We start from the raw sequence: 13202 nt of genomic DNA, 5'->3' as shown, positions 1-13202 counted from the left end.
TTTACTATGAAATTGTTTGAAAATTTTAAAATGGCTCTTGAAAGTATAAAAGGCAATAAACTTAGATCTTTTCTTACAATGTTAGGAATAATAATAGGAATAAGCTCAGTAATAACTATAGTTTCTTTAGGTGAAGGAGCTAGAGAGGCTATAACAGGAGAATTTGAGAAAATAGGATCAGCAACTGTAAATATAAAAGTTGATTCGTCAAAAGCAGAGAAAAATGAATATATACAAGTAAAAGATGTAAAAACAATAAAAGATAAAGTAGATTCCATAAAATATGTTACTCCAGTAGTGCAGAAACGGGGTAGTGTAAGTTCTGATATAAAAAATAAAACAGCTTTTATAGTAGGTGGAAATACAGATTTAGGTTATATAGAAAACGTAGAAGTATTGTATGGAAGATTTTTTAATGAAAGAGAATATGTAGAAGGAGAAGCAGTAGTAGTTTTAGATAAAGCTTCTGCAAAAGCATTATTTGGATATGAAGATGTAGTGGGTAAGAGTGTACAGGTTGGATCAGCATCGTCAAAGAAAAAAGCAAAAATAGTAGGAGTAATAAAAGGATTTGAAAATCCTTTCATGTCAACTGAAAATACGAACATGCCAGTTATAATGTATACACCTATTACTTTTTTAAAAAATATATATTCTAACGATTTTCATATAGATACTATTAGTGTAATGGCTGAATCTAAAGAAGAAAGTGAATATTCAGGTAATGCAGCTATAAATATACTTGAGAGCATACATAATAATAGGGGAGATAAAGTATATAATGCAGAAAATGTATTAAAACAATTAGACCAAGTTAATAAAGTTTTGGGGATTTTTACTGCTTTTATAGGAGCAGTTGCAGCAATATCACTGCTAGTTGGTGGGATTGGTGTTATGAATATAATGCTTGTGTCAGTTACAGAACGAACAAGAGAAATTGGAATAAGAAAGGCTATAGGGGCAACTACTAATACTATATTAATTCAATTTTTAACAGAATCTGTAATAATATCATTAATAGGCGGAATTATTGGTATGATGCTTGGTATTTTAGGAGCAGAAATTATAGGTATGATGGCAAATATAACTCCAAGTATATCTATAAAAGTAATATTAGGTGCTATATTGTTTTCATCTGCAGTGGGCATGTTTTTTGGAATATATCCTGCAAAAAAAGCATCAAATTTAAATCCAATAGATGCATTAAGATATGAATAAATAATATCTATAATAAAGTAAACTAGCATAAGCCCATAATTAAGTGTTATAATATAAAAATGTGATATATAAAATTTGTTATATGCTCACATAGTAAGTTAAATAGCACTAAGGAGGTGAACATCCTGATTTGATTTTATATGTAAAATCAGGAGATAACAATGAGCCAATGTGATACATGTCCAAGTAAAGGTAATTGTAGTACTAAAAGTAAAGCTGTAGATACTAAAGTATTACCTAAATACGGAAAAGTAAAAAATATAATTGGAATTATAAGCGGTAAAGGTGGAGTTGGTAAATCTACAATAACTGGAATATTAGCCGTTGAATTGAGAAAAGCAGGATATAAAGTAGGAGTACTAGATGCTGACATAACAGGTCCATCAATGCCAAGATTTTTTGGTATTAATGAAAAAAGGGCTAATATGCTTCCAGGAGAAAATGAAAATGATATTAGATTTGAGCCAGTAGAAACTAAATTAGGAATAAAAGTTATGTCTTTAAATCTTTTAACAGAACAAGAAGATCAACCCGTTATATGGAGAGGACCTGTAATTACAGGAGTTTTGAATCAAATGTATACAGATACTTTATGGGGAGATTTAGACTATTTATTGATAGATATGCCACCAGGAACAGGAGATGTAGCATTAACAGTAATGCAGACTGTACCTGTTAGTGGAATGGTTATAGTTTCAACACCTCAAGACATGGTTTCAATGATTGTTAAAAAAGTTGTTGTAATGGCACAAAAATTAAATATAGATATTTTAGGTGTTGTAGAAAATATGTCATATGTAGTCTGTGAGAAATGTAATGAAAAAATAAGAGTGTTTAGTAGAAAATCAGCTCAAGAACAAGCTAAATATTTGGGAATACCTCTACTTGCAGAGATGCCAATAAATTTAGATTTAGTTGAAAACATGGAACAATCAAAAGCAGAAGAATATGTAAATGAATCAGATAAATATAAAGAGTTAATAAATAATTTTGTTGCAAGTTATAATAAATAATTTGTATAATGAAGATTCATTAAAATAGTATATTAATCTATTAGTAACTCAACTTTCGCAGTAAAAAATACTGTCTAGCGAAGGGAAATGATATATTGCGTAAGAAATATTTGAACTTGTTACTGAAGTGAAAGGTTTCTAAGCAAGATATCATTTGCCGTAGCGGTTATTTTTCACCTGCTAAAGTTGAGTTAGTAACTAAAAAATGCTGTTGATATAAATCAACAGCATTTTTTAGTTTAAATAAGTTTATGTGTCTTGCTTAACATCACATTCTCTACACATTTCTTCTATAACATCCCTTATACCAGAAGCCATATCTTCATCAACTAATACAAGTAAATAATCACCACCATAAATTGTAGTATCGCCTTTAGGAATAAGTTCATGTTCACCACGTTTAACAGCTACTAACAAACAACTTTTTGGCCATTTCAAATTCTTTATCTTCTCACCTTCAATGACAGAACCTAAAGTTACTGCAAATTCTAATAGAATTTTTTTATTATGATCACCTACAAATTCATTTGTTGTATTATTCTTTAAAAGTTTTTCCAATAAACTTTCATATATTGGATTAGAATTTAATAAATCAGTTACTAAATAACAAGTAATAGAAACTATAGTTAATGGTAGTAGATGATGAAATGAACCTGTCATTTCAGTTATAAGAATACTACCAGTAATTGGAGCTTTAACAATAGCAGTAAAGTATCCTGCCATAGCTAATATTATAAAATTTTCAACAAAGTCAGGACTTAGATGGATATATTTTACTAATAGTTGTCCATACACATCACCAGTAAGTGCTCCAATAACTAATAAAGGAAAGAAAATACCGCCTGGAACTCCTGAACCATAACTTATCATAGTAAAGAAAAATTTAATAACAATGAAAACCAATAAAAGTTTTATTGAAAAACTACATTTTGTTAAAGACATAATTAATTTATGTCCGCCACCTAGTAAATTTGGCATAGTTAATCCTAATATCCCTGCAATTATAAATGGAATTATAGGTCTAAATTCAACTGGTAACCATTTTTGTTTTTTATATATGTCTTGTGTTTTTAAAAGTGTTTTATTGAATAATATTCCAAATATACCAATTATAATTCCTAAGATAATTAAATACAAATAATATCTAAGGGGTAAAATACGAGTATCTTTAAAATTTAATACAGGTTTTAAACCTAGAAATTGTTTTGAAATAAAATCTGCAGTTAATGATGCTGACATTGCAGATAATAGTATTAGAGGAGAAAAGTTTTTATGTATCTCTTCTAAAGCAAAAATAACTCCAGCTAAAGGAGCATTGAAAGCAGCCGCTAAGCCTGCACTAGCACCACTTGTTATAAGAAATTTTTCTTCTATTTTTATTCTTTTGAAAATCCTACTAAAACCTTGTCCAATACAGGCACCCATTTGCACAGATGGACCTTCTCTTCCTAAAGAAAGACCAGCAGCTAGAGCTAATACTCCTCCAATAAATTTCTTTGTTATTACACTAAACCAATTCATATCTAATTTTCTAAGTAATATACCTTCAACTTGAGGAATACCACTTCCTGTACACATAGGATCTTTTTTAGCCATTCTACCAATTATGTATCCACATAGCACTAAACCAATAAAAAGAATTAAGATTCTTCCAATGTTATGTGATGAATATGAATAAATATTTTTCATTATGTAACTTGTTTTCTCAATCAAGTATCGATAAAATACTATAAGCAATCCTGATAGTAAACCAACAATAACACCTTCTCCCACTAGTTTAAATCTAAAATTATGCCAGTGAAATAAAGTGTTATAGGTATTGTTCTTATCCTTAATGTTCACTTGACTTCCCCCAATATTAAATAAATTTTTACCACAAATAATATTATATGACTGTAAAATTATATTATCAACCTTAAAAGTGTAAAGTATTTTCTTTAAAATTGTTGTTTGAATTAAAGAATTGTAATTATTATAAAAATACACATGAGTATTAAAAAAAATTTTGATAAAAAGATATCTTATTTTTAATAAACTTAAAAATAAGGTTGTAATAAAACAAATATAATACAAATTTGTTTTATTACAACCTTAAAATCAGTAGTATACTAATAATTTAAAAATTATTTTATATATGATTTTTTAGTTTTTCTTTTATTGTAATACCACCTTTTTTTTCGTCAATTCTTACAACAGTAATAACTCTTTCAAATCCATTATCAAATGGTATTCTATGAATAGTTTTTATGAGATCAAATACTTTTTCATATTCTCCTTCAATAGTAGTACTCATAGCACCAATTTCATATTTTAATCCACTTTGTTCTATATAATGTATTACTTTATCTACACATTCATAAACTTCATCTTCAGTAGCAGCGGGTACTAAAGGCATAACGGCTACATCTGCAATTACCATGTATATTCCTCCTTATGTAATATGTTTCATGTAAGAGTATTAATTTTGAAGTGAATATTTTTTTAAAGCTATTTTAGCTAATTGATTAATTGGTAACATCGATAGTATAACCAGGCATATAAGACCATCTACACCTACGATAGGTCCGTTAACCATAAGAGAATAAACTGCTGGTGATGTACCTTTTGGCGCATAACTTCCGAAAAATACTATTCCCGATATAAAATGACATATGAAACGTCCAAAAATTGCTACAAAGGCTCCCAATAGTTTTGTACTAGTTTTCTTATAATCAAAATAACCAGCTAATCCAAGCATTACAAATGGAAGAGGGTAATCGAATAATACTTGTACTGGATGTAATATGTAAGGATCTAAAATTAATGTAATTAGTCCAAATAAAAGTCCAGTTAAAAAACCTGTTTCGGGTCCATAAATAAAAGCTATAAGTAAAATTGGAACCATACTTCCAGGAGTTACACTTCCACCTTGAGGCCAATGATAAAGTTTAAACATTTTAAGAATTGTAGCTAATGCTAATGAAATACCTATTAAAACAATCATTCGGGTATCAAGTTTTACTTTTTTAAATTTCATTAGAACTACTATAATTAGTAATAATCCTATAAGTGCAGCTATAGATGTAGGATGTGATAAAATGTCAGATAAATGTTTTGTAATGTCCATGAAAAAACCTCCCTTTAAAGTTTATTAATGCTAAGGGAAAATGACAATAAAAAAAAACCTTCAATGAAGGTATCGGTTAAAACGATTAATCGCTTCCCTTCGCTGGTATTATCCATATCAGGTTTATGAGGGTTAATGAAATAAACCATTTCTCAGCCTAAAAAGGCACCCCTAGCATATAAATATATTATTTTCTACATAAAATTATAGCATATTAATATTATATTAACAATATGAGAGATTTTATAATTAAATTATATAAAGAATTTAATTGATTTATTGTTGATAGAAGTTGGAGTATCGATAGGTATATTAATAGTATCGCCTATTTTTGAATTTCTAGGTAATTTTGAAATAGATATATCCATAGTTGTACCATCTTGTAAATTTATAAAAGCATCTGTTTTATTAATGTCTAATATTGTACCTAACATAAAATATCACCTTTTACTTAAAATTATTATGATGATATTTTATGTTGTTTTAATACTTTTATTCATTTTAATATCTTTTAATTCTATATTTTTTATGGCTAAGAAGACTATTGTTCCATAAGAACAATTCCTAAAAGACCAGGACCTGTATGAACACCAGCAGCAGGACTTATTTCACCTGTATCTATAGAAGTTATGTTAGGAAGCTTAGAAAATTTTTCAAACATTTTTTTACATTCATCAGGAGCTCCACCATGCATTATATATGCTTTACATTTACATTTATTTAATATATCTTGAGTCAAATCTAATAATTTGTTTATAGCTTGTTTTTTACCTCTGACTTTAGTATGAGTATAGTATTTACCATCTTCACCTACAGAAATAATAGGCTTTATATTTAAAAGTTGTCCTATTGTGCCAGAAACTTTTCCTATACGTCCACCTTTTTTTAGATATTCTAAAGTATCTACTATATAATATAGATGAACAGTATTTTTTATTTTAGGAAGAAGTGTAATTATTTTTTCAAAAGTTTCTCCATTATTTATAAGTTCAGCACATTTTTCTACGATAGAACCTTCCCCCATACTTATCAATTTGGAATCAAATACATGGGTTTTAATTTTGGAGAATTCATCACTAATTAATTTTATTGCATTATATGTACCAGATAATGCAGAGGATACAGAAATTGCAATTGCATGAGTATAACCTTCTTTTTCAAGATTATTAAAAAGTGAATTAATTTCTTCCATAGATGGTAGTGAAGTAGTTGGAACTTCTTCAGACATTTTGTCATATACTTCCTGGGGTGTTATGTCAACTTTATCCTGATATTCTTTATTTTTGTATATTATTTTTAGAGGAAGTATTTTAATATTATATTTATCAACAATTTCTTTTTTTACATCTGATAAACTATCAGTAATTAACGCTATTTTATTCAAAATTTATTCCTCCTAACTTAGTAATGGTTTAATTATAAATTTAATTTAAGTTATTGGCAATAGGTATATATATTATGATTAAAAAAACATTAACAATAGAATTATGTTAATAAGTATATTATTGATTAAGTTGTAAAATAATTACTAAACATTTATAATTTTGTTGAGGTGAATAAAATACAATGAATAAGTTATTTATAGTGTATTTAGGTTTATTTTTAGCAGTAATAGTTTTACTTATTCAATTTATTATTATATGTAGTTTAAGAAGTCGATTAAAGAAGTTAGAGAATATAAAAAAACATATTTTAAATTTATCACAAGAAGTTATAAATACGGACAATAAGGAAGCTGTTTATAATATGATGTTAAAATCAGCTATTGATTTAATAGAAAATGGTGATAAAGGCAGCATATTAATTTTAGAAAGTGATGGGAAATTTCATTATAAGTCTGTACTTGGATATTCAGATGAAATAAAAAAGGTTACTTTTTATAAAAAAGAAGTTTATCTATATAATCTAAGTAATTTTAAAAAGACTTCTATTATAATAAATCCTTATAAATTCGATAAGAATGTATTACACAAGCAAAGTAAATTTATATTAGAAAAACATAATGCATTTGACATTAAGGCTACATTAAGTTCACCAATATATCTACAAAATAAACTTGTAGGAATAATAAATGTTGATTGTACTAATCCAAGTAAAAATTTTAGTAGTGAAGATATAAAACTAATAAATCTTATAAAGGGAGAATTACAAATAATATTAGAAAATTTTTTCGTAAAAAAAAGATTAATTAAAATGTCTTATATGGATGAATTGACAGGAATTTATAATAGGAGAAGAATAAAAAAAGAAATTACACAGTATTTAAAAATCAAAGAAAATAAAAACAAAGATTTATATTTTGTAATGATAGATATAGATAATTTTAAAAAAATAAATGATAATTTTGGACATAAAGCAGGAGATGATGCTTTAAAATTAGTATCAGATATTTTTAAAGAAAGTTTAAATAAAGATGTAATTTATGGAAGAATGTCAGGAGATGAATTTTTGATAATATTTTTTAATACTTATTTACAAGAAGTAGAAAAAAATATTGATTATATAAAAAGTAAAATTAAGCAAACACAAGTGGGTAAATTTGATTTAACCTTTAGTTATGGTATAAATAAAATAAATGGACAGAAGTGTAAAAAAATTTCAGATATAATAGATTTAGCAGATAAGAATATGTATTTAAATAAGAAAAATAAAAATAAGTTGAGTTAATTATTCACCATTTTATAAAATATAACATATGTTAATAATAAGTATATATTTTTATAAGTTTGTATCAATTATTAAGGGTGAATTAATGTGAAAACATACGAGATAATAGTTAGAATTGGACTAGCTATTATAATTGGAGGAATTATAGGATATGAGAGAGAAGCTCATAATAGGCCGGCTGGCTTTAGAACTCATATTCTTGTATGTATGGGAGCTGTTGTTGTTTCAATGATACAAATATATTGTATAGAGCAGGTAGATACTATCTTATTAATTAAACCAGAATTAACGAATATTTTGAAAGTAGATATAGGTAGATTAGGAGCACAGGTCATAACAGGAGTAGGTTTTTTAGGGGCAGGAACAATATTGCATGAAAAAGGTTCAGTTAAAGGACTTACAACTGCAGCTAGTATATGGGTAGTGGCTTGTATTGGACTAGCCATAGGATTTGGATTATATTTCTTGAGTCTCATATCGTCTTTTGGAGTAATTATGGTTCTATATTTACTTAAAAGAGTTGAGAAAAATTTTATAGATAATAAAAGAACTATAATGATAAATATAAAGTATGAGAAACATGATGATATGATTAAAAAAAATGTAGAGAAACATTTGGAAAAAAATAATATAAAGGTAAAAAGTATTCAAGAATTAAAACAAGACGAGAATGATAAATATAGTTGTAATATATATACAGTAATAATACCAAAACATATTACTGTTTCACAATTAATAAATTATTTAAGGAAAATTGATAGTGTAAAAGAAGTTGAAGAGATTAAGTAAAAACATAAAGCTCTCATAAATAATATTTTATATTATAATATTATTTATGAGAGCTTTATTCTTATTAAGGAAATTATAAATTTTTTCAAAGAATTTAGTGGTTTAAAGTTAAGTAAATTCAATGCATAACAATTTTATATAAACTTGTTATGCATTGAATTTATAATTTTTTAATTGAAGTGAAAGGTTTTTATAGTGGTGGTTTGGTTATAATGCTTTTCTTTTCTTCATAATATTTACTAATATTAACGCAATAAATCCTCCAATTAATGCAGTTATGAGTTGAGGTAATCCCATCATAATTATTAATTTTTTTGCAATTTTGGATGGTAAGTTAATATTAAGTAGATTTATTAATTTTGATGCTGAGAGATATAAGAATAAAAATTTACACAATGAACCTAAAATAATACCAATAATTTGTCTAATAGTAGAATCATTTTTTATAATACCAAATACTAAGATTAATAATGCATTACCTATCATTATAAAAGGTACGAAAGGTCCCATAGGTGCTGGTAGTTGTCCAATGAGCCACGCAAGTAAAGGAGTTAATGCTCCTACACAAATTGCTAAGCTAGTACCACATACAAAAGCTGCTATTATTAAGATAGTATTTACAATTGATCCTACAAATAACTGGCTTATTTGAGGTATGTTTCTACCTATAGACTGTATAATAATTGCTATAGCTAACAGTAACGCACTTCTTACTAAATTTTTAGAATTATTATTCATTTATAAAGCCTCCTAAAAAATATATTATAGATAATTTTATCATATTTATATTAAATTTTAACAGACTAGTCAATATTTATTACTGATTTTTTATCCATAATATGCCACCAAGTTTTGCCAGGTGAAAAAGGTACTATATTTCCATTCATATCTTTAATTATAGTTTGAGAATTTTCACCTTTTTTGACCACATAATTTTTTTATATTTTCCATTAGATATAAAATACCCTATCCCTTTTCCTACTAAATCTATTTTTACATGATGTAGCTCATCGTTTGTTGCATGAATATTTGTAATTTGTACTATTATGTTATTTATACATATAGGTTGATTATTTAAGGGATCTTTAGTTAATAATCCATCCATACTTTTTATATATTTTCCCTGTGAAAAAACATAACTTGTAGTATAATACTTATTTAAATTTAAAGTTATTTTAGAAGCTTTTTTTAAAGAGTTACTTTCCCAATAGTTTTTATCAAAGTTTAGTTTTACATTTGGTTTTTTTACGTAATTTTTTTCTTTAGCGAAACGACGTATTTCTTCTGTAGAAGTATAAAGATTATGAGGAGCTTTTCTAGTATTATCTCTATGAAAAAAAGCAGAATAAGCTATCTCATTTATACTCATGGTATGTTCATATTTAATCCTATTTAAAGCTTCTTCACTTCCACCACAGTGTGCAAATGGTAAATTATATTCTTTTGCTATGTCTAAAAAATAAGGTCGTGCACTTCTAATTGGGCCTATTTTTTTACAATCATTTTTTTGGAATAAGGCTATAAATCTTGAAATGCCACCTTCAGCCAAGGTTTCATAAACTATATCAGCACAGCTTATACCAGATTGAGGTCTTGAGAGTTTAGAATTTTCTACAATTGCCATTATAGGAATTTTATCATAAGTTTTTTTATCAACAAATTCACCAGTAAATTTACATTGATATGATTTATCAATATATGAATTAGAGTGCTGTATTGTATTTGTTTTTTTATTTTCTGTTGTAGTTTTTTCTTGAGAGTTATGTTTTTTAGAAGTGATAGAAGGTAATTTAATAGCACAACCACATAAAGATGAGATACATAAAAGTACTAATAGCAGTTTTATATGTTTTTTCAAAAAAATCAACTCCTTGTCAAAGTGGAAATTATAGGAATATTTTAACATAAAAAGACATAATATAAAAGTAAATTTATTTTATCATAGATATAAATATAGTAAAACTAATAGTATATACAAAGTGTTTTAAGTTAAATAAATCAATATGTAACGATATATAATTATATTTCAACGTACAAATACATATAAGAAATGGTCTAAAAACTAGGAATTTAATATTAAATTAATGTGGTATATTTATAAAGTTAATTTTAAAATTGATATATGTATTTATGTAAGGTATAATTACCGAGTACAATATGTTGTGGTCGGGGGGTTAAATAATGCTATATGTTGTTAAACGCGATGGTAGAAGAGTAGAATTTGATTCTACCAAGGTAACTAATGCTATAAAAGGTGCTGCAGATGAAATTGGTTTTAAGTTGAAAGAAAGTGAAGCTATTGAGTTAACTCAAAAATCTATTGAGTTAATTGAAAATTTAAGTAAAAAACAAATTACTGTTGAAGAGATACAAGACATAGTTGAAAATATACTATTAAATAATGGATTCAAACAAATAGGAGAAGCATATTTCAATTATAGAAGAGAAAGAACAAAAGTAAGAGAGATAAAATCTGATTTGATGAATGTTATAGAACAAATTGGGGTGGAAACCGATAGAGATAATGCTAATGTAGGAAATAACTTTTCATCAAAACTTTTAAGAATAGCTTCAGAATCAAATAAATGGCATAATTTAGCGATGATGCCTAAAAAACTAGCCAAAGCCCATGAGAACGGAGATTTATATTATCATGATTTAGATAGCTATAATTTAACTACTAATTGTCTTAATATAGAAACTGGAAAAGTATTAAAAAGAGGATTTAATACAGGATATGGAACTATTAATCCTCCTAGAAGAATAGAAACAGCAGCAGAATTAGCATGTATATTATTACAAAGTACACAAAATGATATGTTTGGAGGTCAATCACACGTTAATTTTGATAATGACATGTCAGACTTTGTAGAACCTACAAGACAGGAAGTTATACAAGAGATTTTAGAAACATTAAAAGATATACCAGGGTATGAAAATATATCTAAAGAAAATATATATAATTATTCAAAAGCTAAAGAGATTTTAAATAAAAAGTTACATAAAAGAATTCATCAAGCTATGCAGGGAATAGTCTATAACTTAAACACAATGCATTCAAGAGCAGGTTCACAAGTTCCATTTTCATCTATTAATTTAGGTATTCCTAAGAATGAAGATGCTGCAATAGTATGTAAGGTATTCTTAGAGGAATATGAAAAGGGACTTGGAAAGGGAGAACAACCTATATTTCCAAATATAATTTTTAGGGTTAAAGAAGGAGTAAATAGGGAATCTAATGATCCATATTACTATTTATATGAACTTGCCTGTAGAGTAGCTTCTAAAAGAATGAATCCAATGTTTATGAATATAGATGCGGATTTTAATAAAGAGTATTATGATAAAGGTATAATACCAGCAACAATGGGCTGTAGAACATATGTATGTTCAAATATAAATGGATCAGAAGGACCGGCAGGTAGAGGAAATATTGCACCAACTACTATAAATCTTCCTAGAGTAGGAATACTTGCAAAAGGTGATTTAAATAGATTTTTTGATTTATTAAATAATAGATTAGAATTAGCTAGAGAAGCATTGTTACATAGATATGGTGTTTTAAAGAAATTAAAAGTTAAAGACATGCCTTTTGTTGCAGGACAGCATTTAATGAAGGGGTCTGAAAACTTAAAAGATGATGATTATATAGAACCAATATTAAAACAAGGTACTTGGGGAATAGGGTTTATAGGATTGGCAGAAACGCTTATTGCTTTAACAGGAAAACATCATGGAGAGTCAAGAGAAGTTCAAGAACTAGGATTAAAGATTATAAACTATATTAGGGAATTTTGTGATAAATGTAAAGAAAAAGACAAATTGAATTTTTCTTGTTATGCAACTCCTGCTGAAGGATTATCAGGAAAATTTATAGCTCAAGATAAAGCTATATTTGGACTTGTTCCAAATGTTACAGATAAAGATTATTATACAAATAGTTATCATGTACCAGTGAGTTATAAATTGTCAATAAAAGATAAGATTGATATAGAAGCTCCTTATCATAAAATATGTAATGGAGGTCATATAACATATCTTGAACTGGAAGATTATCCACAACCAGAAGATGTTAAAAGTATAATAGATTATGCATACAAAAATACTAATATAAGTTATATGGGAATTAATTTCCATATTAGATATTGTAGACAATGTGGTACTAATCTTGATATTGAACAACAAAAATGTAATAAATGTGGAAGTACGGATATACAAGGTATCTCAAGAGTTACAGGATATTTAAGTTTAGATGAAAGATTTGGCGTTGGAAAAGTTGCAGAAAGAGCTGATAGAACTTCACACAATGGAGATCATAAATCAGTTTATAATGTATAAATTTTAGTAATAGATAAAGGTAAAGGGCAGCAGAAAATAACTGATGCCCTTTTATTGATAAAATGGGGGGA

General features: G+C 26.8%; 12 protein-coding genes and 1 riboswitch. Of the genes, 5 read left to right on the top strand and 7 right to left on the bottom strand.

Annotated features, from left to right (window positions below):
- Positions 1-6: 6 nt before the first annotated feature.
- Entirely contained in the window at positions 7-1218 is a 1212-nt protein-coding gene (locus ACFIJ5_RS16735; protein ID WP_379809071.1) for an ABC transporter permease, read from the top strand.
- Between the two features lie 161 nt (positions 1219-1379).
- Positions 1380-2231, top strand: a complete 852-nt coding sequence (locus ACFIJ5_RS16730; protein WP_379809069.1) for an Mrp/NBP35 family ATP-binding protein — start codon at positions 1380-1382, stop codon at positions 2229-2231.
- 249 nt (positions 2232-2480) lie between these two features.
- On the opposite strand, the gene ACFIJ5_RS16725 is transcribed toward ACFIJ5_RS16730, so the two are convergent.
- The 5 genes from ACFIJ5_RS16725 to ACFIJ5_RS16705 all read right to left on the bottom strand — a co-directional run bounded on the left by ACFIJ5_RS16725 (position 2481) and on the right by ACFIJ5_RS16705 (position 6721).
- Positions 2481-4073, bottom strand: coding sequence for a ClC family H(+)/Cl(-) exchange transporter (locus ACFIJ5_RS16725; protein ID WP_379809067.1), 1593 nt, complete (start codon positions 4071-4073; stop codon positions 2481-2483).
- A 286-nt stretch (positions 4074-4359) separates the two neighbouring features.
- The gene (locus tag ACFIJ5_RS16720; protein ID WP_379809065.1) at positions 4360-4650 is read right to left on the bottom strand and encodes an MTH1187 family thiamine-binding protein; all 291 of its coding nucleotides are present in this window, start codon (positions 4648-4650) and stop codon (positions 4360-4362) included.
- 39 nt (positions 4651-4689) lie between these two features.
- Positions 4690-5337 carry an energy-coupled thiamine transporter ThiT gene (gene thiT, locus ACFIJ5_RS16715; RefSeq protein WP_379809063.1) on the bottom strand — a complete coding sequence of 216 codons (648 nt, stop codon included), beginning with the start codon at positions 5335-5337 and terminating at the stop codon, positions 4690-4692.
- A 77-nt stretch (positions 5338-5414) separates the two neighbouring features.
- Positions 5415-5520, bottom strand: a riboswitch (TPP riboswitch).
- 71 nt (positions 5521-5591) lie between these two features.
- Entirely contained in the window at positions 5592-5771 is a 180-nt protein-coding gene (locus tag ACFIJ5_RS16710) for a hypothetical protein (protein ID WP_379809061.1), read from the bottom strand.
- Positions 5772-5878: 107 nt separating this feature from the next.
- Positions 5879-6721 carry a DegV family protein gene (locus ACFIJ5_RS16705; protein ID WP_379809059.1) on the bottom strand — a complete coding sequence of 281 codons (843 nt, stop codon included), beginning with the start codon at positions 6719-6721 and terminating at the stop codon, positions 5879-5881.
- Positions 6722-6903: 182 nt separating this feature from the next.
- On the opposite strand from ACFIJ5_RS16705, the gene ACFIJ5_RS16700 reads away from it, so the two are divergent.
- Together ACFIJ5_RS16700 and ACFIJ5_RS16695 are read left to right on the top strand one after the other, a co-directional pair.
- Positions 6904-8004 (top strand): sensor domain-containing diguanylate cyclase, encoded by a 1101-nt coding sequence (locus ACFIJ5_RS16700; RefSeq protein ID WP_379809057.1) that lies wholly within the window; start codon positions 6904-6906, stop codon positions 8002-8004.
- A gap of 87 nt (positions 8005-8091) precedes the next feature.
- Positions 8092-8793: an MgtC/SapB family protein gene (locus ACFIJ5_RS16695; protein ID WP_379809055.1), complete on the top strand. Its 702-nt coding sequence runs from the start codon at positions 8092-8094 to the stop codon at positions 8791-8793.
- Between the two features lie 207 nt (positions 8794-9000).
- On the opposite strand, the gene ACFIJ5_RS16690 is transcribed toward ACFIJ5_RS16695, so the two are convergent.
- Together ACFIJ5_RS16690 and ACFIJ5_RS16685 are read right to left on the bottom strand one after the other, a co-directional pair.
- Entirely contained in the window at positions 9001-9531 is a 531-nt protein-coding gene (locus ACFIJ5_RS16690; protein WP_379809053.1) for an ECF transporter S component, read from the bottom strand.
- A 157-nt stretch (positions 9532-9688) separates the two neighbouring features.
- Positions 9689-10651, bottom strand: coding sequence for a DUF3048 domain-containing protein (locus tag ACFIJ5_RS16685; RefSeq protein ID WP_379809051.1), 963 nt, complete (start codon positions 10649-10651; stop codon positions 9689-9691).
- A gap of 323 nt (positions 10652-10974) precedes the next feature.
- Here ACFIJ5_RS16685 and nrdD point away from each other — a divergent pair, with 323 nt between their 5' ends.
- On the top strand, positions 10975-13131 hold the full coding sequence (gene nrdD, locus ACFIJ5_RS16680; RefSeq protein WP_379809049.1) for an anaerobic ribonucleoside-triphosphate reductase: 2157 nt from the start codon (positions 10975-10977) through the stop codon (positions 13129-13131).
- The last annotated feature ends 71 nt before the right edge of the window (positions 13132-13202 follow it).

Origin of the sequence: Haloimpatiens myeolchijeotgali (assembly GCF_042688525.2) — a bacterium.
In the GTDB taxonomy this organism is placed as follows: Bacteria; Bacillota; Clostridia; order Clostridiales; family Clostridiaceae; genus Haloimpatiens.
This window is presented reverse-complemented; position numbering and strand designations above follow the sequence as displayed.

Excerpts from the sequence above, each read along its gene's own strand:
- ACFIJ5_RS16690 (WP_379809053.1), bottom strand. The coding sequence starts at position 9,531 with ATGAATAATAATTCTAAAAATTTAGTAAGAAGTGCGTTACTGTTAGCT.
- ACFIJ5_RS16730 (WP_379809069.1), top strand. The coding sequence starts at position 1,380 with ATGAGCCAATGTGATACATGTCCAAGTAAAGGTAATTGTAGTACTAAA.
- nrdD (WP_379809049.1), top strand. The coding sequence starts at position 10,975 with ATGCTATATGTTGTTAAACGCGATGGTAGAAGAGTAGAATTTGATTCT.
- ACFIJ5_RS16720 (WP_379809065.1), bottom strand. The coding sequence starts at position 4,650 with ATGGTAATTGCAGATGTAGCCGTTATGCCTTTAGTACCCGCTGCTACT.
- thiT (WP_379809063.1), bottom strand. The coding sequence starts at position 5,337 with ATGGACATTACAAAACATTTATCTGACATTTTATCACATCCTACATCT.
- ACFIJ5_RS16710 (WP_379809061.1), bottom strand. The coding sequence starts at position 5,771 with ATGTTAGGTACAATATTAGACATTAATAAAACAGATGCTTTTATAAAT.
- ACFIJ5_RS16700 (WP_379809057.1), top strand. The coding sequence starts at position 6,904 with ATGAATAAGTTATTTATAGTGTATTTAGGTTTATTTTTAGCAGTAATA.
- ACFIJ5_RS16735 (WP_379809071.1), top strand. The coding sequence starts at position 7 with ATGAAATTGTTTGAAAATTTTAAAATGGCTCTTGAAAGTATAAAAGGC.